The 22,279-nt window shown below is 52.6% G+C and carries 17 protein-coding genes and 1 pseudogene; 12 read left to right on the top strand and 6 right to left on the bottom strand.

The window, feature by feature from the left end; translation table 11 throughout:
* Positions 1-134: 134 nt before the first annotated feature.
* Entirely contained in the window at positions 135-899 is a 765-nt protein-coding gene (gene nfeF / locus FTE26_RS02065; protein ID WP_001065895.1) for an NADPH-dependent ferric chelate reductase NfeF, read from the bottom strand.
* Positions 900-1,175: 276 nt separating this feature from the next.
* On the opposite strand from nfeF, the gene nfeR reads away from it, so the two are divergent.
* Positions 1,176-1,799, top strand: coding sequence for a DNA-binding transcriptional regulator NfeR (gene nfeR, locus FTE26_RS02060; RefSeq protein ID WP_000018003.1), 624 nt, complete (start codon positions 1,176-1,178; stop codon positions 1,797-1,799).
* 153 nt (positions 1,800-1,952) lie between these two features.
* Here nfeR and aer read toward each other — a convergent pair whose 3' ends face one another.
* Complete coding sequence (gene aer, locus FTE26_RS02055; RefSeq protein ID WP_000094682.1) at positions 1,953-3,473, bottom strand: aerotaxis sensor receptor Aer; 1,521 nt, start codon at positions 3,471-3,473, stop codon at positions 1,953-1,955.
* Positions 3,474-3,890: 417 nt separating this feature from the next.
* On the opposite strand from aer, the gene ygjG reads away from it, so the two are divergent.
* Positions 3,891-5,270 (top strand): putrescine aminotransferase, encoded by a 1,380-nt coding sequence (ygjG, locus tag FTE26_RS02050; RefSeq protein WP_001297164.1) that lies wholly within the window; start codon positions 3,891-3,893, stop codon positions 5,268-5,270.
* Positions 5,271-5,311: 41 nt separating this feature from the next.
* Here the strand turns inward: ygjG and FTE26_RS02045 are convergent, their stop codons facing one another.
* Positions 5,312-5,644 (bottom strand): tRNA-binding protein, encoded by a 333-nt coding sequence (locus FTE26_RS02045; protein ID WP_000450589.1) that lies wholly within the window; start codon positions 5,642-5,644, stop codon positions 5,312-5,314.
* Between the two features lie 218 nt (positions 5,645-5,862).
* Here FTE26_RS02045 and ebgR point away from each other — a divergent pair, with 218 nt between their 5' ends.
* The 7 genes from ebgR (at position 5,863) to fadH (ending at position 17,980) form a co-directional block, all read left to right on the top strand.
* Positions 5,863-6,846, top strand: coding sequence for a transcriptional regulator EbgR (gene ebgR / locus FTE26_RS02040; protein ID WP_000212470.1), 984 nt, complete (start codon positions 5,863-5,865; stop codon positions 6,844-6,846).
* Between the two features lie 183 nt (positions 6,847-7,029).
* Positions 7,030-10,122 (top strand): beta-galactosidase subunit alpha, encoded by a 3,093-nt coding sequence (ebgA, locus tag FTE26_RS02035; RefSeq protein WP_001082882.1) that lies wholly within the window; start codon positions 7,030-7,032, stop codon positions 10,120-10,122.
* Entirely contained in the window at positions 10,119-10,568 is a 450-nt protein-coding gene (locus FTE26_RS02030; protein ID WP_001219954.1) for a beta-galactosidase subunit beta, read from the top strand. Before ebgA ends, FTE26_RS02030 begins: the two co-directional genes overlap by 4 nt.
* Before the next feature lie 62 nt (positions 10,569-10,630).
* Positions 10,631-12,064: an amino acid permease gene (locus tag FTE26_RS02025; RefSeq protein WP_001285446.1), complete on the top strand. Its 1,434-nt coding sequence runs from the start codon at positions 10,631-10,633 to the stop codon at positions 12,062-12,064.
* Positions 12,065-12,197: 133 nt separating this feature from the next.
* Positions 12,198-13,268, top strand: a complete 1,071-nt coding sequence (gene ygjJ, locus FTE26_RS02020) for a protein YgjJ (protein ID WP_000767657.1) — start codon at positions 12,198-12,200, stop codon at positions 13,266-13,268.
* A 16-nt stretch (positions 13,269-13,284) separates the two neighbouring features.
* Positions 13,285-15,636 (top strand): alpha-glucosidase, encoded by a 2,352-nt coding sequence (ygjK, locus tag FTE26_RS02015; RefSeq protein WP_000695479.1) that lies wholly within the window; start codon positions 13,285-13,287, stop codon positions 15,634-15,636.
* Positions 15,637-15,961: 325 nt separating this feature from the next.
* Positions 15,962-17,980 (top strand): NADPH-dependent 2,4-dienoyl-CoA reductase, encoded by a 2,019-nt coding sequence (gene fadH / locus FTE26_RS02010; protein WP_000121473.1) that lies wholly within the window; start codon positions 15,962-15,964, stop codon positions 17,978-17,980.
* Positions 17,981-18,024: 44 nt separating this feature from the next.
* Here fadH and higA read toward each other — a convergent pair whose 3' ends face one another.
* From higA to rlmG, 3 genes and pseudogenes are all read right to left on the bottom strand, one after another.
* Complete coding sequence (gene higA / locus FTE26_RS02005) at positions 18,025-18,441, bottom strand: type II toxin-antitoxin system antitoxin HigA (protein WP_000560266.1); 417 nt, start codon at positions 18,439-18,441, stop codon at positions 18,025-18,027.
* Positions 18,438-18,515: pseudogene (locus FTE26_RS02000) on the bottom strand (type II toxin-antitoxin system toxin HigB); the annotation flags it as partial. The gene higA and the pseudogene FTE26_RS02000, both read right to left, overlap by 4 nt.
* A 196-nt stretch (positions 18,516-18,711) precedes the next feature.
* Entirely contained in the window at positions 18,712-19,848 is a 1,137-nt protein-coding gene (gene rlmG / locus FTE26_RS01995) for a 23S rRNA (guanine(1835)-N(2))-methyltransferase RlmG (RefSeq protein ID WP_000018690.1), read from the bottom strand.
* An 84-nt stretch (positions 19,849-19,932) separates the two neighbouring features.
* Here rlmG and FTE26_RS01990 point away from each other — a divergent pair, with 84 nt between their 5' ends.
* The 3 genes from FTE26_RS01990 (at position 19,933) to FTE26_RS01980 (ending at position 22,261) form a co-directional block, all read left to right on the top strand.
* Positions 19,933-20,436, top strand: coding sequence for a M48 metallopeptidase family protein (locus FTE26_RS01990; RefSeq protein ID WP_001348306.1), 504 nt, complete (start codon positions 19,933-19,935; stop codon positions 20,434-20,436).
* Positions 20,437-20,512: 76 nt separating this feature from the next.
* Positions 20,513-21,196 (top strand): SanA/YdcF family protein, encoded by a 684-nt coding sequence (locus FTE26_RS01985; RefSeq protein WP_001183050.1) that lies wholly within the window; start codon positions 20,513-20,515, stop codon positions 21,194-21,196.
* A 78-nt stretch (positions 21,197-21,274) separates the two neighbouring features.
* A complete protein-coding gene (locus FTE26_RS01980) occupies positions 21,275-22,261 on the top strand; it encodes a Gfo/Idh/MocA family protein (protein WP_001297165.1) in 987 nt (328 codons plus the stop codon).
* Positions 22,262-22,279 lie beyond the last annotated feature (18 nt).

The following is a 22,279-nucleotide window of genomic DNA, read 5'->3' as shown; positions in this document are numbered from 1 at the left end:
TCGCTAAGTATCTGTAAGTAAAGGGTTATCAACCAACTCATAATCGCTTGGTCGCTGGTTCAAGTCCAGCAGGGGCCACCAGATATAGCAAAGGCTGACGAGAAATCGTCAGCCTTTTTCTTTTTATATATCAGTTACTTTGCGTGCCAGTAAGCCGCTGCACGTACCCGCTGTGGGTCATACTGTTCCGCTTCAAAGCGGCGGCTTAAATTCTTAACGACTTTACCTTCGCCGGTTATCCAGATGAAGTAATCATCGGCAGGGATTTGCATCTGCGCCAGACGCGCATCTACCGCCTGCTCATCATGTGCCAGCCATTCGATATTAAAACCATCAAGGTGCGCGAGATAATCCTGACAGGCGTTATCCCGCACGCTAACCAGCGCACTAACTTGCGGTTTAACGGCAAGTTTGCTCAACGTTTCCAGGCGGCGGCGCAGTGCGGGCATTCCGGATTCATCGCAGACATACAGCTGATACGCGTAATCTTCCGGCACCACCAGCGAACCGCGCGGACCTGCCACCGTAAGTTTATCGCCCGGTTGCGCCTGCATCGCCCAGCCGCTGGCGACCCCACCGTCGTGAATAAAGAAATCGATCGCCAGTTCATGGCGTAGTTCGTCATACAGCGGCGTATAGTCACGCGACGGTGGGCGTGGTCCTTCCGGCCAGACGATGCCCTCTTCCGTTACCGTTGGCGGCACAAAGTGAGCGTCAGGTTGAGGAAAGAAGAGTTTGCTGTGATCGTCAAAGCCGCGCGATGTAAAACCGTCCAGCGCCTCGCCGCCGAGGACAATGCGCTGAAAACCGGCGCTGATGCGCTCAACGCGTAACACAGTCAGTTCACGGAAGCGCAGATCATTGCGAACGCGCTGCGGGTAGCGGGGGGAGTTATTCATTGTTATCGCCTTCGTGATAGTAATCAGATATATCTAAATAATTTTCGTAAATGATAATGATTGTTAATCATGATAAATGCAAGCGATTTGTAGAACTGATATATCTGAAGTATGTGAAGGCATTCAGTGCCATAGCAATGCTGCCGGATGCGGCGTGAACGTCTTATCCGGCCTGGATGTGAGGTGCTTCCACGTTTAAAAATCATTTTTGTACTTGCAGTAATGCTCACATCAGATATAAATTAGATATATCTAATCAAGCAAAAGGAGGCTGATATGAGCCATCATCACGAAGGGTGTTGTAAACATGAAGGCCAGCCACGCCATGAGGGCTGCTGCAAAGGTGAGAAGTCAGAACACGAGCACTGCGGACACGGTCACCAGCATGAACACGGTCAATGCTGCGGTGGTCGCCACGGTCGCGGCGGCGGTCGTCGGCAACGTTTCTTTGGTCACGGTGAATTGCGTCTGGTGATTCTGGATATTCTCTCGCGCGATGACAGCCACGGTTACGAATTGATTAAAGCGATTGAGAACCTAACCCAGGGGAATTACACCCCAAGCCCGGGCGTCATCTACCCAACGCTGGATTTTCTGCAGGAGCAGTCGCTGATTACCATCCGCGAAGAGGAAGGTGGTAAGAAGCAGATTGCGCTGACCGAACAAGGCGCGCAGTGGCTGGAAGAAAACCGCGAACAGGTGGAGATGATTGAAGAACGCATCAAAGCGCGTTGCGTTGGCGCGGCGCTGCGCCAGAACCCGCAAATGAAGCGGGCGCTGGATAATTTTAAAGCGGTGCTGGATTTACGCGTCAACCAGAGCGATATCAGTGATGCACAAATAAAAAAGATCATTGCGGTGATCGACCGCGCCGCTTTTGATATTACGCAACTGGATTAATCGCCGCATCCGCCAGTGGCGCGGTGCAATTGCCGGATGCGACGCTTGACGCGCCTTATCCGGCCTACACCCGCTACACACCCCGCAGGCCTGATAAGATGCGCCAGCATCGCATCAGGCATTGTGCTCCAACCGCCGGATCCGGCATACCGATTAATGCAGCACCGTCACCGCGTCTTCCAGTCGGCTGGCGCGGTGTTTCACCATCGCCGACACCTGCGCACTCTCTTCCACCAGCTCGGCATTTTTCTGGGTGATCAGGTTAAGCTCATCCACTGCACGGGTCAGGCTGGAAAGCCCATCGGCCTGTTCCAGCGTTGAATGGCTAATCTGGGCGATCAACTGGGTGACGTTTTTCACCTGTGCCACAATATCTTCCATCGTCCGTCCGGCGGCGTGTACCTGCTGCGAACCGGATTGCACCTTATCAGCACTGGCATCAATCAGCTTGCGAATATCGTTGGCAGCATTAGCGCTGCGGCTGGCTAAATGACGCACTTCCCCTGCCACCACTGCAAAACCTTTGCCCTGTTCGCCGGCACGCGCCGCTTCCACCGCCGCATTCAGGGCCAGAATATTGGTCTGAAATGCAATATCGTTAATCAGCGAAGTAATGGTGCCAATGCGCTGGGTACTGTCGGCGATATCGTCCATTGTCTTGATCACCGTGGTCATCGCCTCCCCACCCTGCACTGCCGCATTACTGGCGGTGATAGAAAGTTTATCGGCAGCCGACGCCGTGGCAGAGTTCTGTTTCACCGACGCCGCCATTTGGTTCATGGTCGCCACCGTTTGCTGAACGTTATCAACTGTCTGCTGGGTATGTTCGTTCAGTTCATCGGTGCCTTTCGCCAGCGTCTCACTGCCATTTCTGACACTGGACACCTGGCTTGAGACATCGTTAATTAGCCAACGGCACATCAGGCCAAGCTGCCCTACCGCGCGTAATGTCAGCCCCAGCTCATCGCTGCGATTCAGGTGCTCAACACTATTACGCTCTCCGGTCGCCACCTTCAGTGCCTGACGGGCGACATTTTCTATCGGGCGCACAATCTGCCATTCAAAACAAGCGCTTGCCAACAATACCACTAACACACAGAGGAAATACGTCACCACCGGGGCAGCAACAAACCAAAGCATGGCCGCCAGCAAGATAAACATCAGGGTCATCACTCCACGCGCCCGCCAGCGAAGCGGTAATGAAGGCAGTTTACCCAGCCAGCCTTTACGCACCACCAGGCCTTTATGAATACGCTTACTGGTACGTCCGGCGTTCAGCGCTTTGTACAGCGGCTCCACCGCCGCAATCTCTTCATCCGTCGCCCGGGTACGAATCGACATATAGCCACTGATTTTTCCCTCGCGCACCATCGGTACCGCATTGGCCCGCACCCAATAATGGTCGCCATTTTTGCGGCGATTTTTCACGATGCCGCTCCAGGGCTCCCCTTTTTTCAGGGTGAACCACATATCCGCAAACGCCGCTTTTGGCATATCCGGGTGACGCACCATGTTGTGCGGCTGCCCTTGTAACTCTTGCAAGGTAAAGCCGCTCACCTGCACAAAAGTGTCATTAGCATGAGTGATATAGCTTTGCAGATCGGTAGTGGACATCAGAGTGGTATCGTCCGCCAGCGGGGTATTTTGCTGAGTGACATACGGATGAGAAGACATGTTCGCGTCCTGTGCAGGTTATATGGTTGTTAACTTCTTGTCAGAGTTTATGTCGGCCCCGCTGCGGTTATCTTTAACCGATTAATTTGATTTAGATCGCAATTTGCGATTAAAGCACAAATCTAATTCTTTGATTTAAAATACTTTCACTCTGTTACTATACGAAAACGTTAATTATCTTGCCCAAAAATCAGGCAATTATTGCCCTGAAAACGTGCATTTGCGCAGCAATCATCAAATCCATACCCGACAAAAACCGTGCAAAATAACAACAAATGTTAACAAATAGCATTAAATATTGCACAAATGATAACCGAATTTGTGTTTATCCCGATTTTCGCGATCGCAGCCGGAGTGGCGCAATCCCTGCAATACTTAAATCGGTATCATGTGATACGCGAGCCTCCGGAGCATATTTTGAACAGGTTACCTTCGAGCGCATCGGCTTTAGCGTGCAGCGCCCACGCCCTGAATCTCATTGAAAAGCGAACGCTGGATCATGAGGAGATGAAAGCACTTAACCGAGAGGTGATTGAATACTTCAAAGAGCATGTCAATCCGGGGTTTTTAGAGTATCGCAAATCTGTTACCGCCGGCGGGGATTACGGAGCCGTAGAGTGGCAAGCGGGAGGTTTAAATACGCTTGTCGACACCCAGGGACAGGAGTTTATCGACTGCCTGGGAGGTTTTGGAATTTTCAACGTGGGGCACCGTAATCCAGTTGTGGTTTCCGCCGTACAGAATCAACTTGCGAAACAACCGCTGCACAGCCAGGAGCTGCTCGATCCGTTACGGGCGATGTTGGCGAAAACCCTTGCTGCGCTAACGCCCGGTAAACTGAAATACAGCTTCTTCTGTAATAGCGGCACCGAGTCCGTTGAAGCAGCGCTGAAGCTGGCGAAAGCTTACCAGTCACCGCGCGGCAAGTTTACTTTTATTGCCACCAGCGGCGCGTTCCACGGTAAATCACTTGGCGCGCTGTCGGCCACGGCGAAATCGACCTTCCGCAAACCGTTTATGCCACTGCTGCCGGGCTTCCGTCATGTGCCGTTTGGCAATATCGAAGCCATGCGCACGGCTCTTAACGAGTGCAAAAAAACCGGTGATGATGTGGCTGCGGTGATCCTCGAACCGATTCAGGGTGAAGGTGGCGTAATTCTGCCGCCGCCGGGCTATCTCACCGCCGTACGTAAGCTATGCGATGAGTTCGGCGCACTGATGATCCTCGATGAAGTACAAACGGGCATGGGGCGCACGGGCAAGATGTTCGCCTGCGAGCATGAGAACGTACAGCCGGATATCCTCTGCCTTGCCAAAGCGCTCGGCGGCGGCGTGATGCCGATTGGCGCGACCATCGCCACTGAAGAGGTGTTTTCAGTTCTGTTCGACAACCCATTCCTGCATACCACCACCTTTGGCGGCAACCCGCTGGCCTGTGCGGCGGCGCTGGCGACCATCAATGTGTTGCTGGAGCAGAACTTACCGGCTCAGGCTGAGCAAAAAGGCGATATGTTGCTGGACGGTTTCCGTCAACTGGCGCGGGAATATCCCGATCTGGTACAGGAAGCGCGTGGTAAAGGGATGTTGATGGCAATTGAGTTTGTTGATAACGAAATCGGCTATAACTTTGCCAGCGAGATGTTCCGCCAGCGCGTACTGGTGGCCGGAACGCTCAATAACGCCAAAACGATCCGCATTGAACCGCCACTGACACTGACCATTGAACAGTGTGAACTGGTGATCAAAGCGGCGCGTAAGGCGCTGGCGGCCATGCGAGTAAGTGTCGAAGAAGCGTAATATCAAATCGGATGGCGATACGACGTCGCCATCCGATCTTTTTATACGACGCGTACGCCCGCAGGCATCATCCGCTCCGGCGTTAACAACACGCTTTCACTGCCGTCATCGGTTTCCGCACACAACAGCATGCATTCCGACGTTTCACCACGCATTTTCGCTTTTTGCAGATTGCATAAGACCACCACCGTTTTCCCCATCAGCTCTTCTTCGCTGTAGTACGGCACCAGGCTGGTCACGGTTTGCAGTGTTTTTTCCCCCACATCAACCTGTACGATGTACAGCTTGTCGGCGTTTTCATGGCGTTTCACTTCCACAATCTTTCCGACGCGCATTTCCAGACGTGCAAAATCAGCGTAAGCCACGGTTTCCATTGTTTCCTCCCTTCGGGTAAAATTTTACTAAACTATAGCAAAAGTTTTTCTCAATCCTGTAGGCTAAAAATGGAGAATGCAGGCGTGATCACATTCGTGAGCCGCTGTGTTACCGTTACAGCGTCAAAGAAACGCGCTTTATTTACTGAAAACAGGTGACCCGATAAGCACTTCCTCTACAATGGGGGCGCACATCAGGGAAAGTAAAAAAGGTAAACATGGCAACACTAAAAGACATCGCAATCGAAGCTGGCGTATCCCTGGCGACAGTATCCAGGGTCTTAAATGACGATCCGACATTGAATGTGAAAGAAGAGACGAAACATCGCATTCTCGAGATCGCCGAAAAGCTGGAGTACAAGACCAGTAGTGCCCGTAAACTCCAGACAGGTGCAGTCAACCAACACCATATTCTGGCTATCTACAGCTACCAACAGGAGCTGGAGATCAACGATCCTTACTATCTGGCGATCCGCCACGGCATTGAAACTCAGTGCGAAAAGCTGGGCATTGAGCTCACCAACTGTTATGAACACAGCGGATTACCAGACATTAAAAACGTCACCGGTATTTTAATTGTCGGCAAACCCACGCCCGCCCTGCGCGCCGCCGCCTGTGCGTTGACCGACAATATCTGTTTTATCGACTTTCACGAACCCGGCAGCGGTTACGATGCGGTGGATATCGATCTGGCACGCATCAGTAAAGAAATCATCGACTTCTATATCAACCAGGGCGTTAATCGTATTGGTTTTATTGGCGGTGAAGATGAGCCTGGCAAGGCGGATATTCGTGAGGTCGCCTTTGCGGAATATGGCCGACTGAAACAAGTGGTACGCGAAGAGGATATCTGGCGCGGCGGTTTTTCCAGTTCGTCGGGTTATGAACTGGCAAAACAAATGCTGGCGCGGGAAGACTATCCGAAGGCACTGTTTGTTGCTTCCGATTCCATTGCTATCGGCGTACTGCGGGCAATTCATGAACGAGGCCTGAACATCCCACAGGATATTTCGCTTATCAGCGTTAACGATATCCCCACCGCGCGATTTACCTTTCCGCCGCTCTCCACCGTGCGCATCCATTCCGAGATGATGGGAAGTCAGGGCGTTAACCTGGTGTATGAAAAAGCCCGCGATGGTCGCGCGCTGCCGCTGTTAGTCTTCGTTCCCAGCAAATTAAAACTGCGCGGCACGACCCGTTAAATCCCCTTACACACTGTCCGGCAATCGTTTTTGCCGGACAGTGCTGCCGTTTATTTTCGTGATCCAGTTAAAGTAAATGCATTTACCTGCTACTTTTTAGTAAAAATTTTACTAAACTCCCCAGCAATTACACAAACTACCATCACCATGAATGGTTCCGATTTCTCTCTACCGGGAGGCCCTATGAATCGCTGGGAAAACATTCAGCTCACCCACGAAAACCGACTTGCGCCGCGTGCGTACTTTTTTTCATATGATTCTGTTGCGCAAGCGCGTACCTTTGCCCGCGAAACCAGCAGCCTGTTTCTGCCCTTAAGCGGTCAGTGGAATTTCCACTTTTTTGACCATCCGCTGCAAGTACCAGAAGCCTTCACCTCTGAGTTAATGGCTGACTGGGGGCATATTACCGTCCCCGCCATGTGGCAAATGGAAGGTCACGGCAAACTGCAATATACCGACGAAGGTTTTCCGTTCCCCATCGATGTGCCGTTTGTCCCCAGCGATAACCCAACCGGTGCCTATCAACGTATTTTCACCCTCAGCGACGGCTGGCAGGGTAAACAGACGCTGATTAAATTTGACGGCGTCGAAACCTATTTTGAAGTCTATGTTAACGGTCAGTATGTGGGTTTCAGCAAGGGCAGTCGCCTGACCGCAGAGTTTGACATCAGCGCGATGGTTAAAACCGGCGACAACCTGTTGTGTGTGCGCGTGATGCAGTGGGCGGACTCTACCTACGTGGAAGACCAGGATATGTGGTGGTCAGCGGGGATCTTCCGCGATGTTTATCTGGTCGGAAAACACCTAACGCATATTAACGATTTCACTGTGCGTACCGACTTTGACGAAGCCTATTGCGATGCCACGCTTTCCTGCGAAGTGGTGCTGGAAAATCTCGCCGCCTCCCCTGTCGTCACGACGCTGGAATATACCCTGTTTGATGGCGAACGCGTGGTGCACAGCAGCGCCATTGATCATTTGGCAATTGAAAAACTGACCAGCGCCAGCTTTGCTTTTACTGTCGAACAGCCGCAGCAATGGTCAGCAGAATCCCCTTATCTTTACCATCTGGTCATGACGCTGAAAGACGCCAACGGCAACGTTCTGGAAGTGGTGCCACAACGCGTTGGCTTCCGTGATATCAAAGTGCGCGACGGTCTGTTCTGGATCAATAACCGTTATGTGATGCTGCACGGCGTCAACCGTCACGACAACGATCATCGCAAAGGCCGCGCCGTTGGAATGGATCGCGTCGAGAAAGATCTCCAGTTGATGAAGCAGCACAATATCAACTCCGTGCGTACCGCTCACTACCCGAACGATCCGCGTTTTTACGAACTGTGTGATATCTACGGCTTGTTTGTGATGGCGGAAACCGACGTCGAATCGCACGGCTTTGCTAATGTCGGCGATATCAGCCGTATTACCGACGATCCGCAGTGGGAAAAAGTCTACGTCGAGCGCATTGTTCGCCATATTCACGCGCAGAAAAACCATCCGTCGATCATCATCTGGTCGCTGGGCAATGAATCCGGCTATGGCTGTAACATCCGCGCGATGTACCACGCAGCGAAGGCGCTGGATGACACGCGACTGGTGCATTACGAAGAAGATCGCGATGCTGAAGTGGTCGATATTATTTCCACCATGTACACCCGCGTGCCGCTGATGAATGAGTTTGGTGAATACCCGCATCCGAAGCCGCGCATCATCTGTGAATATGCTCATGCGATGGGGAACGGACCAGGCGGGCTGACGGAGTACCAGAACGTCTTCTATAAGCACGATTGTATTCAGGGACATTATGTCTGGGAGTGGTGCGACCACGGGATCCAGGCGCAGGATGACAACGGCAACGTCTGGTATAAATTCGGCGGCGACTACGGCGACTATCCCAACAACTATAACTTCTGTCTTGATGGTTTGATCTATTCCGATCAGACGCCGGGACCGGGCCTGAAAGAGTACAAACAGGTTATCGCGCCGGTAAAAATCCACGCGCTGGATCTGACTCGCGGCGAGCTGAAAGTCGAAAATAAACTGTGGTTTACCACGCTTGATGACTACACCCTGCACGCAGAGGTGCGCGTCGAAGGTGAAACGCTCGCGACGCAGCAGATTAAACTGCGCGACGTTGCGCCGAACAGCGAAGCCCCCTTGCAGATCACGCTGCCGCAGCTGGACGCCCGCGAAGCGTTCCTCAACATTACGGTGACCAAAGATTCCCGCACCCGCTACAGCGAAGCCGGGCATTCTATCGCCACTTATCAGTTCCCGCTGAAGGAAAACACCGCGCAACCAGTGCCTTTCGCACCAAATAATGCGCGTCCGCTGACGCTGGAAGACGATCGTTTGAGCTGCACCGTTCGCGGCTACAACTTCGCGATCACCTTCTCAAAAATGAGTGGCAAACCGACATCCTGGCAGGTGAATGGCGAGTCGCTGCTGACCCGCGAGCCAAAGATCAACTTCTTCAAGCCAATGATCGACAACCACAAGCAGGAGTACGAAGGGCTGTGGCAACCGAATCATTTGCAGATCATGCAGGAACATCTGCGCGACTTTGCCGTAGAACAGAGCGATGGTGAAGTGTTGATCATCAGCCGCACAGTTATTGCCCCGCCGGTGTTTGACTTCGGGATGCGCTGCACCTACATCTGGCGCATCGCTGCCGATGGCCAGGTTAACGTGGCGCTTTCCGGCGAGCGTTACGGCGACTATCCGCACATCATTCCGTGCATCGGTTTCACCATGGGGATTAACGGCGAATACGATCAGGTGGCGTATTACGGTCGTGGACCGGGCGAAAACTACGCCGACAGCCAGCAGGCTAACATCATCGATATCTGGCGCAGCACCGTCGATGCCATGTTCGAGAACTATCCCTTCCCGCAGAACAACGGCAACCGTCAGCATGTCCGCTGGACGGCACTGACTAACCGCCACGGCAACGGTTTGCTGGTGGTTCCGCAGCGCCCAATTAACTTCAGCGCCTGGCACTATACCCAGGAAAACATCCACGCTGCCCAGCACTGTAACGAGCTGCAGCGCAGTGATGACATCACCCTGAACCTCGATCACCAGCTGCTTGGCCTCGGCTCCAACTCCTGGGGCAGCGAGGTGCTGGACTCCTGGCGCGTCTGGTTCCGTGACTTCAGCTACGGCTTTACGTTGCTGCCGGTTTCTGGCGGAGAAGCTACCGCGCAAAGCCTGGCGTCGTATGAGTTCGGCGCAGGGTTCTTTTCCACGAATTTGCACAGCGAGAATAAGCAATGAGGATCATCGATAACTTAGAACAGTTCCGCCAGATTTACGCCTCTGGCAAGAAGTGGCAACGCTGCGTTGAAGCGATTGAAAATATCGACAACATTCAGCCTGGCGTCGCCCACTCCATCGGTGACTCATTGACTTACCGCGTGGAGACAGACTCCGCGACCGATGCGCTATTTACCGGGCATCGACGCTATTTTGAAGTGCATTACTACCTGCAAGGGCAGCAAAAAATTGAATATGCGCCGAAAGAGACATTACAGGTAGTGGAATATTATCGTGATGAAACTGACCGTGAATATTTAAAAGGCTGCGGAGAAACCGTTGAGGTCCACGAAGGGCAAATCGTTATTTGCGATATCCATGAAGCGTATCGGTTTATCTGCAATAACGCGGTCAAAAAAGTGGTTCTCAAAGTCACCATCGAAGATGGTTATTTCCATAACAAATAACAACTACGGCGGCAAAAGGAGTTTGCCGCCACCGCTACCCTACACATTTTCGGAGATGTGTTATGTCTGATACCAAACGTAATACAATCGGCAAATTCGGCTTGCTCTCGCTGACTTTTGCCGCCGTTTACAGCTTTAACAACGTTATCAATAATAATATTGAGCTTGGACTGGCCTCGGCACCGATGTTTTTCCTCGCGACGATTTTTTATTTTATTCCCTTCTGTCTGATCATCGCAGAATTTGTTTCGTTAAATAAAAACTCAGAAGCCGGTGTCTACGCGTGGGTAAAAAGTTCGCTGGGCGGACGTTGGGCATTTATTACTGCCTATACCTACTGGTTCGTAAACCTGTTCTTTTTCACCTCACTGTTGCCGCGCGTTATTGCTTATGCTTCGTATGCCTTCCTCGGATACGAATATATTATGACGCCGGTTGCCACCACCATTATCAGTATGGTGCTGTTCGCCTTCTCCACCTGGGTTTCCACCAACGGGGCGAAAATGTTGGGGCCAATTACCTCCGTCACTTCAACGCTGATGCTGCTGTTAACGCTCTCCTACATTTTACTGGCAGGTACGGCGCTGGTTGGCGGCGTACAGCCTGCTGACCCCATCACCGTTGACGCGATGATCCCGAACTTCAACTGGGCGTTCCTCGGCGTTACCACCTGGATCTTTATGGCCGCAGGTGGCGCGGAGTCCGTCGCTGTGTACGTTAACGACGTCAAAGGCGGTTCGAAATCGTTCGTTAAAGTGATCATCCTCGCCGGGATTTTTATCGGCGTACTGTATTCCGTCTCCTCGGTGCTGATTAACGTCTTCGTCAGCAGCAAAGAGTTGAAATTTACCGGCGGATCGGTGCAGGTATTCCACGGCATGGCGGCGTATTTTGGTCTACCGGAAGCGTTGATGAATCGCTTTGTCGGTCTGGTGTCCTTTACCGCGATGTTCGGTTCCCTGCTGATGTGGACCGCAACGCCGGTGAAAATTTTCTTCTCCGAAATCCCGGAAGGCATCTTTGGTAAGAAAACCGTCGAACTGAACGAAAACGGCGTTCCGGCGCGCGCAGCGTGGATCCAGTTCCTGATCGTCATCCCGCTGATGATTATCCCGATGCTCGGTTCCAATACCGTGCAGGATCTGATGAATACTATTATTAATATGACCGCCGCAGCGTCCATGCTTCCGCCGTTATTCATCATGCTGGCTTACCTGAATTTACGCGCCAAATTAGATCACCTGCCACGCGATTTCCGTATGGGCTCCCGCCGCACCGGTATTATCGTTGTTTCAATGCTGATTGCGATATTTGCCGTAGGGTTTGTCGCTTCGACATTCCCGACTGGCGCGAATATTCTGACCATCATTTTTTATAACGTCGGCGGTATTGTTATCTTCCTCGGCTTTGCGTGGTGGAAATACAGTAAATATATAAAGGGATTAACGGCTGAAGAGCGCCATATTGAAGCGACGCCAGCCAGCAATGTTGATTAAGCAGAATAATAAAAAATGAGCAGGCATTTTCCCTCTTCCTGGATGAGGAGAGGGAAAATAGTTTCTGCCTTTATATTTTTATAATTACAACGATAAAAGGCTGTACTTTTTCTTTAGCTCATGGATTAACACAATGAAATTAATCACTGCACCATGCAGAGCATTACTTGCTCTGCCGTTTTGCTACGCCTTTTCTGCGGCAGGAGAAGAAGCACGTCCGGCAGAACATGACGACACAAAAACACCTGCAATTACCTCGACATCTTCTCCTTCATTTCGTTTTTACGGCGAATTAGGGGTTGGTGGATATATGGATTTAGAGGGTGAGAATAAACATAAATACAGCGACGGTACCTATATTGAAGGTGGCCTGGAGATGAAGTACGGCTCCTGGTTCGGCCTGATTTACGGCGAAGGCTGGACCGTGCAGGCCGACCACGACGGCAATGCCTGGGTGCCAGACCATAGCTGGGGTGGTTTCGAGGGCGGAATTAACCGTTTCTATGGCGGTTATCGTACCAATGATGGCACCGAAATCATGCTCAGTCTGCGTCAGGATTCCTCGCTGGATGACCTGCAATGGTGGGGCGACTTCACCCCCGATCTGGGCTACGTCATTCCCAATACCCGCGACATTATGACCGCGCTGAAGGTGCAGAACTTAAGCGGCAACTTTCGTTATAGCGTCACCGCCACACCTGCCGGACATCATGACGAAAGCAAAGCCTGGCTACATTTTGGCAAGTACGATCGCTATGACGACAAATACACCTATCCGGCAATGATGAACGGTTACATCCAGTATGACCTTGCCGAAGGCATCACCTGGATGAACAGTCTGGAAATCACCGACGGCACAGGACAGCTCTATCTCACGGGCCTGCTAACTCCTAACTTTGCCGCTCGCGCCTGGCACCATACCGGACGCGCCGACGGGCTGGACGTACCGGGAAGTGAAAGTGGGATGATGGTGAGCGCCATGTATGAAGCGTTAAAGGGCGTTTATCTCTCCACCGCTTATACCTACGCCAAACATCGCCCTGACCACGCTGACGATGAAACCACCTCTTTCATGCAGTTTGGTATCTGGTACGAATACGGCGGCGGACGTTTCGCCACGGCTTTTGATAGCCGCTTCTACATGAAAAATGCCTCTCACAATCCCAGCGACCAAATCTTCCTGATGCAATATTTCTACTGGTAATAAGGACTGTAATTTCATGAAAATAAAAACTATTTTAACGCCAGTAACCTGCGCTCTGCTGATAAGTTTTTCCGCCCATGCCGCTAACGCCGACAATTATAAAAACGTGATTAACCGTACTGGCGCGCCGCAGTACATGAAGGATTACGATTACGACGATCACCAGCGTTTTAATCCGTTTTTCGATCTCGGAGCCTGGCATGGTCATCTGTTGCCAGACGGCCCTAACACCATGGGCGGCTTTCCGGGCGTTGCGCTGCTGACGGAAGAGTACATCAACTTTATGGCCAGCAATTTCGACCGCCTGACCGTCTGGCAGGACGGCAAGAAAGTCGACTTTACGCTGGAGGCATACAGTATTCCCGGTGCGCTGGTGCAAAAACTGACAGCAAAAGATGTGCAAGTCGAAATGACTCTGCGCTTCGCCACGCCGCGCACGTCACTACTGGAAACCAAAATCACCAGCAATAAACCGCTGGATCTGGTGTGGGACGGCGAACTGCTGGAAAAACTGGAAGCGAAAGAAGGGAAACCGCTTTCCGATAAAACCATTGCTGGCGAATACCCTGACTATCAGCGCAAAATCAGCGCCACCCGTGATGGCCTGAAAGTCACCTTTGGCAAAGTGCGCGCCACCTGGGATCTGCTGACCTCCGGCGAATCGGAATATCAGGTGCATAAATCCCTGCCGGTGCAGACTGAAATCAACGGTAATCGCTTTACCAGTAAGGCGCATATCAACGGTTCGACCACGCTCTACACCACCTATTCCCATCTGCTGACCGCTCAGGAAGTTAGCAAAGAGCAAATGCAGATCCGCGATATTCTGGCGCGTCCGGCGTTTTATCTCACCGCCTCGCAGCAACGCTGGGAAGAATACCTGAAGAAAGGGTTAACCAATCCGGATGCGACGCCGGAACAGACGCGCGTCGCGGTGAAAGCGATTGAAACGCTCAACGGTAACTGGCGCTCACCGGGCGGTGCGGTGAAATTTAACACCGTTACACCGTCGGTGACCGGGCGCTGGTTCTCCGGCAATCAGACCTGGCCGTGGGATACCTGGAAGCAGGCGTTTGCGATGGCGCATTTCAATCCGGACATCGCCAAAGAGAATATCCGCGCGGTCTTCTCCTGGCAGATCCAGCCTGGCGATAGCGTGCGTCCGCAGGATGTGGGCTTTGTCCCCGACCTGATAGCGTGGAACCTTAGCCCCGAGCGTGGTGGCGATGGCGGCAACTGGAACGAACGTAATACCAAACCCAGCCTTGCCGCCTGGTCGGTGATGGAAGTGTACAACGTCACCCAGGATAAAGCCTGGTTGGCAGAGATGTACCCGAAACTGGTGGCCTATCACGACTGGTGGTTACGTAACCGCGATCACAACGGCAACGGCGTGCCGGAATATGGCGCGACCCGCGACAAAGCCCACAACACTGAGAGCGGCGAGATGCTGTTTACGGTGAAGAAAGGCAACAAAGAAGAGACGCAGTCTGGGCTGAACAACTACGCCCGCGTGGTGGAGAAAGGCCAGTACGACAGTCTGGAAATTCCGGCACAGGTCGCTGCGTCGTGGGAATCGGGGCGTGATGATGCCGCCGTCTTTGGTTTTATCGACAAAGAACAGTTGGATAAATATGTCGCTAATGGCGGCAAACGTAGCGACTGGACGGTGAAATTCGCCGAAAACCGCAGTCAGGACGGAACGTTGCTGGGCTACTCGCTATTGCAGGAGTCGGTGGATCAGGCCAGCTATATGTACAGCGATAACCATTATCTGGCGGAGATGGCAACCATCCTCGGTAAGCCAGAAGAGGCCAAACGCTATCGCCAGTTGGCACAGCAGCTCGCGGACTACATCAACACCTGTATGTTCGACCCGACTACCCAGTTCTACTATGACGTACGTATTGAAGATAAACCACTGGCGAACGGCTGCGCGGGCAAACCGATTGTTGAGCGCGGTAAAGGGCCGGAAGGCTGGTCGCCGCTGTTTAACGGTGCGGCAACGCAGGCCAATGCCGACGCGGTGGTGAAGGTGATGCTCGATCCTAAAGAGTTCAACACCTTTGTCCCGCTGGGAACGGCGGCGTTAACCAATCCGGCTTTTGGCGCTGATATCTACTGGCGTGGGCGCGTATGGGTGGATCAGTTCTGGTTTGGTCTGAAAGGGATGGAGCGTTACGGTTATCGCGATGATGCCCTGAAACTGGCGGATACGTTCTTCCGTCACGCCAAAGGATTAACCGCCGATGGCCCAATTCAGGAGAATTACAACCCGCTGACTGGCGCACAGCAAGGCGCACCAAATTTCTCCTGGAGTGCCGCGCATTTGTATATGTTGTATAACGATTTTTTCCGTAAGCAATAATTTGCAACTGCTGGCGGATGCGGCGTAAACGCCTTATCCGCCCTACATGTGCAATCCTCCTGGCCGGATAAAACGCGACAAGCGTCGCATCCGGCATCTGCACCGTGCCACTGGCGGATGCGGCGTGAACGCCTTATCCGCCCTACATGTGCAATCCCCCAGGCCGGATAAAACGCGGCAAGCGTCGCATCCGGCGTTACCACCGGGCGTATTCTTTTTGAATCCCATCACAAACCCCGCACTCCCCTTTTCCCTTTTCTCCGGCGACGGCTAAATTAGAACTCATCCGACCACATAACAATTATTTTACATACTGGACAATTTTATGAGCTACCCGTCGCTGTTCGCCCCGCTGGATTTAGGTTTTACCACGTTAAAAAACCGCGTGTTGATGGGCTCAATGCACACCGGGCTGGAGGAATACCCGGACGGTGCCGAGCGGCTGGCAGCGTTTTATGCCGAACGCGCCCGTCACGGCGTGGCGCTGATTGTCAGCGGCGGCATTGCACCAGATTTAACAGGCGTTGGCATGGAAGGTGGCGCAATGCTCAACGACGCCAGCCAGATCCCACACCATCGCACCATTACCGAAGCGGTACATCAGGAAGGCGGCAAAATAGCCCTGCAAATTTTGCATACCGGGCGCTACAGCTACCAACCGCATCTGGTCGCTCCCTCCGCATTGCAGGCCCCCATCAACCGTTTCGTTCCTCACGAACTCACGCATGAAGAGATCCTGCAACTGATCGACGATTTCGCCCACTGCGCGCAACTGGCACGGGAGGCAGGATACGACGGTGTAGAGGTAATGGGGTCCGAAGGGTATTTGATCAACGAATTTCTGACGCTGCGCACCAATCAGCGTAGTGACCAGTGGGGCGGCGATTACCGCAACCGGATGCGATTTGCCGTAGAAGTAGTGCGTACGGTGCGCGAACGCGTCGGCAACGACTTCATTATTATCTACCGGTTGTCGATGCTCGACCTGGTCGAAGGCGGCGGCACTTTTGCCGAAACGGTAGAACTGGCGCAGGCCATTGAAGCGGCGGGCGCGACCATTATCAACACCGGCATTGGCTGGCATGAAGCACGTATTCCGACCATTGCCACGCCCGTGCCGCGCGGCGCATTTACTTGGGTCACGCGCAAACTGAAAGGCCACGTCTCGCTGCCGCTGGTGACCACCAACCGGATTAACGATCCGCAGGTTGCCGACGATATTCTCTCGCGCGGCGATGCCGATATGGTATCGATGGCACGACCGTTTCTTGCTGATGCGGAACTGCTGTCAAAAGCGCAATCGGGGCGAGCCGATGAGATCAACACCTGCATTGGCTGCAATCAGGCCTGCCTCGATCAGATCTTCGTTGGCAAAGTCACCTCGTGCCTGGTGAATCCTCGCGCCTGCCACGAAACCAAAATGCCAATCCTTCCTGCCGTGCAGAAAAAAAATCTGGCGGTGGTCGGTGCGGGACCTGCTGGGCTGGCGTTTGCCATTAACGCGGCGGCGCGTGGGCATCAGGTAACATTGTTTGATGCCCACAGCGAGATCGGCGGGCAGTTTAATATCGCCAAACAGATCCCCGGCAAAGAGGAGTTTTACGAAACGCTGCGCTATTACCACCGGATGATCGAAGTGACGGGCGTGACGCTGAAACTCAATCACACCGTGACGGCGGATCAGTTACAGGCGTTCGATGAAACGATCCTCGCCAGTGGGATCGTGCCGCGCGTTCCGCCTATCGACGGGATCGATCATCCGAAGGTATTGAGTTATCTCGATGTACTGCGCGACAAAGCGCCGGTAGGCAACAAGGTTGCCATCATCGGTTGTGGCGGGATTGGTTTTGATACGGCGATGTATTTAAGTCAGCCGGGCGAATCCACCAGCCAGAATATCGCCAGGTTCTGTAATGAGTGGGGGATCGACAGCAGCCTACAACAGGCTGGTGGCTTAAGCCCGCAGGGAATGCAGATCCCGCGTAGCCCACGGCAAATTGTGATGCTCCAGCGCAAAGCCAGCAAACCGGGACAGGGGTTAGGCAAAACCACCGGCTGGATCCATCGCACCACCCTGCTCTCGCGGGGTGTGAAAATGATCCCAAGCGTAAGTTATCAGAAGATTGACGATGACGGGCTGCATGTGGTGATCAACGGCGAAACGCAGGTATTAGCAGTGGACAATGTGGTGATCTGCGCAGGGCAAGAGCCAAACCGCGCGCTGGCGCAACCGCTGATTGATAGCGGGAAAACTGTGCATTTAATTGGCGGCTGCGATGTGGCTATGGAGCTGGACGCACGACGGGCAATTGCCCAGGGAACACGGCTGGCGCTGGAGATTTAAATCGTTATTTGAAGCGCCGGATGCAACGCATCCGGCACGTCGCGTTAATCAATAAACAAGGCGGGAGAAATGCCGAATCGTGTTGCCAATTTTTTAGCGTGTTCCAGCGTTAATTTCCTCTTCCCGCTCAAAACGCGTGACACCATAGATTTACTGCCAATTTCCGGCAGATCGGAAAGGGTTAAACCATATTGATCCATAAGGGTACGAATCACGGCTATACCGCCAGGCATGGCTTGAGCCATGGCATTAAATTCCGCAAATTCGGGCGCTGATTCTTCCCACGCGGTTATTTTGGCACACACCAGATCCAGCAAGGGGTTTTCAGGATCGTTGAGCAGCAGATGATCTACCAGTTCCAGCGCCTGGGTGTATTGTTCCTCGTTCTGAATACCCGCCAGAAAAGGTGCCACCGCAGTTAGCTTTTCTCCTGCTTGCAAGATGTCGGCAATCGCAATCATTTTTTCCCCTTAGTACGATGAACAGCGGTAAAGAAATCGTATTCTTTATGCGTCATAACTTCACGTATGTAGCATAAACGTTGAACAACGCTAAACAAGAGAATGTAGAGGATGGTGACAGGGATTTTTTGTTTTATGGAAGCGCGATTCCAGAACTGGGCAGACATTGCCGGATGCGACGCTTGCCGCGTCTTATCCGGCCTGGGAGTAACGTGCTGAACGTAGGCCGGATAAGGCGTTAACGCCGCATCCGGCAGGTAACTCCCAATCTTACCGACGACGCCCCAGCTTCACTGTTTTCAGCACCACAAATTTATTATTCGTGGCGATGGTGGTGCAGTTGCCGAAAATCTTCTTCAGTTTATGGAAGTAATCCAGGTGACGGTTGGCAACGATATACAGTTCGCCGTTGATTTTCAGGCAGCGGCGGGCGTGGTGGAACATCTCCCAGGCGACGTTATCGGTCAGCGCATGTTGCTGATGAAACGGCGGGTTGCAGAGCACAGCATTAAAGCGGAAAGGCTCCACTCCGGAGAGCGCGTTGTTGATCATAAACTCGCAGCGATCCAACGCCTCTGGCATGTTGGTTTCAACATTCATTCGGCTGGAAGCGACCGCCATCGGCGATTCATCGACAAACACCACTTTCGCCTGCGGGTTTTTATCAAGCAGCGTCAGGCCAATAACGCCGTTACCACAGCCGAGATCGACAATCTCACCTTCGAGATTCTCTGGCAGATGTTGCATAAAGAAGCGTGCGCCAATATCCAGCCCAGTGCGGGAGAAGACATTCGCATGGTTGTGGATAGTCCAGTCAGTACCTTCCAGCTTCCAGCTAACGGTCTGCGGCGCATCGGCCAGCGGCGGTTCATTGAAAGTGCAATTAATCAGGCGCGCTTTTTTCCATGCCAGCGTAGTGGTGGTCGGGCCGAGCACTTTCTCGAACAGCTCCAGCGTGGAAGTGTGAATGTCACGGGCTTTGGCACCGGCAATAATACGTGTATCCGACGTGACCACTTTGCGCAGCGCACGCAGTTGCTGTTCCAGCAATGCCAGTGTTTTCGGCACTTTGATCAGCACCACACCCGGCTGTTGCGGGTAGTCGGCGGTGCTGTCGAGAAACTTCACGCTCGACTCATCAATCCCGTTGAGGCGTAAATTCTCGCGCGTCGCCAGTTCACTGATGTATGAGTCGCCAATGCTGTACGGCTTATGTTCCGCCAGCGCGCAGCTTAACGCACCAAAGGCATCATTCAGGATCAACACCGGGCCGCGGATTTCTGTGTCGTCCAACTGTTGCAGCAAATATTCATCCGCCGCTTCCCACGCCTGTAGCGGGTTAACGTCATCCGTCGCCGGAAAACGTTGTAGTGTCAGTGAACGGAAACCGTTGTCTAAGTGGCTCATCGGCCCTCCTGAATGATAAAATTTCGACGTTGCCCCTGAAAAGGGTGCGTGAGTATACCCTTTTTCTCTTTTTCGTGGGCGGTTATGAACAATCTTACTTATCTTCAGGGTTATCCCGAGCAGCTACTTTCCCAGGTGCGAACGCTGATTAACGAACAGCGTCTGGGCGATGTGCTGGCAAAACGCTATCCGGGAACACACGACTACGCCACCGATAAAGCCCTCTGGCAATATACTCAGGATCTGAAAAATCAGTTTCTGCGTAATGCCCCGCCGATCAATAAAGTGATGTATGACAATAAGATCCATGTGCTAAAAAACGCGCTCGGGTTACATAGCGCTGTTTCTCGTGTGCAGGGCGGCAAGCTGAAAGCAAAAGCAGAGATCCGCGTCGCTACTGTGTTTCGCAACGCGCCGGAACCGTTTTTACGTATGATCGTGGTGCACGAACTGGCGCACCTGAAGGAGAAAGAGCATAACAAAGCGTTTTACCAGTTGTGCTGCCATATGGAGCCGCAGTACCACCAGCTTGAGTTCGACACCCGGCTGTGGCTAACGCAGTTGTCGCTTGGGCAGGACAAAATCTGAAAATGATGTCAGGCGTTATCTTTTCTTTCTTTAGCGCCTAAAATCGACCTCCCCCCTTTCGTTAAGGATAACGACCATGCAGCCCCGTCTTCTTCTCCGTATTTGTTTTTCTCGCCGGACTCTTAAGATTGGCTGTTTGTTGTTGCTTATAGCAGGAGCGACCATTTTTATTGCCGATCGCGTTATGGTCAACGCCAGCAAGCAGCTGACCTGGAGCGATGTCAACGCAGTTCCGGAGCGTAACGTGGGCTTATTGCTGGGGGCCAGGCCGGGTAATCGCTACTTTACCCGACGTATTGATACCGCAGCAGCGTTGTACCACGCCGGAAAAGTGAAATGGCTACTGGTAAGTGGCGATAACGGACGTAAAAATTACGATGAAGCATCAGGTATGCAGCAGGCTTTGATCGCTAAAGGCGTACCGGCGAAAGTGATCTTCTGCGACTATGCCGGATTCTCAACGCTGGATTCGGTAGTGCGTGCTAAAAAGGTTTTTGGTGAAAACCATATCACCATTATCTCGCAAGAATTTCATAACCAACGCGCCATCTGGCTGGCAAAACAGTACAGCATCGACACTATCGGTTTTAACGCGCCTGACCTCAATATGAAGCACGGTTTTTATACTCAACTGCGGGAGAAACTCGCTCGTGTCAGCGCCGTGATTGACGCCAAAATCCTCCATCGCCAGCCGAAATATCTCGGGCCATCGGTCATGATTGGGCCGTTTAGTGAGCATGGCTGTCCGGCAAAAGAATAATGCGTATCTGCGCACGTCGAAGATGAAAAAGGCGTGCTACATTGACGACAGAATCCCTTTATGGAGTATCCACGCGTTATGATACGTTTCGCTGTGATTGGTACGAACTGGATCACTCGCCAGTTCGTCGAGGCCGCCCATGAGAGCGGTAAATACAAGTTAACCGCCGTATATTCCCGCAGCCTTGAGCAGGCTCAGCACTTCGCCAATGATTTTTCTGTCGAGCATCTGTTTACCTCGCTGGAAGCGATGGCGGAAAGCGATGCCATTGACGCGGTGTATATTGCCAGCCCGAATGCCCTGCACTTTTCCCAGACACAACTTTTCCTTAGCCATAAAATTCATGTGATTTGCGAGAAACCACTGGCGTCGAATCTGGCGGAAGTGGATGCCGCCATTGCCTGTGCGCGGGAAAATCAGGTGGTGCTGTTTGAGGCATTTAAAACCGCCTGCCTGCCGAACTTTCATTTGCTGCGCCAGGCGCTGCCGAAAGTCGGCAAATTGCGTAAAGTCTTTTTCAACTATTGCCAGTATTCCTCGCGCTATCAACGTTACCTGGACGGTGAAAATCCCAACACCTTTAATCCGTCATTCTCTAACGGTTCAATTATGGATATCGGCTTTTACTGCCTGGCGTCGGCGGTGGCGTTATTTGGTGAGCCGAAAAGCGTGCAGGCAACCGCCAGTTTGCTGGCAAGCGGTGTAGATGCCCACGGCGTGGTGGTGATGGATTACGGTGATTTCAGCGTCACCTTGCAGCACTCAAAAGTCAGTGATTCTGTCCTGGCGAGCGAGATTCAGGGCGAAGCAGGATCGCTGGTGATTGAAAAACTGTCTGAATGCCAGAAAGTGTGCTTCGTGCCGCGTGGCAGCCAAATGCAGGATCTCACCCAGCCGCAGCATATTAATACCATGCTCTACGAAGCAGAGCTGTTCGCTACCCTGGTGGATGAGCATCTGGTGGATCATCCGGGGCTGGCGGTCAGTCGCATCACCGCCAAACTGCTGACCGAGATCCGCCGCCAGACTGGGGTGATTTTTCCGGCAGATAGCGTAAAACTATAATTGCCAAAGTAAAACAGT

The organism is Escherichia sp. S10b (assembly GCF_028421345.1).
Lineage (GTDB): Bacteria > Pseudomonadota > Gammaproteobacteria > Enterobacterales > Enterobacteriaceae > ECMA0423.
This window is presented reverse-complemented; position numbering and strand designations above follow the sequence as displayed.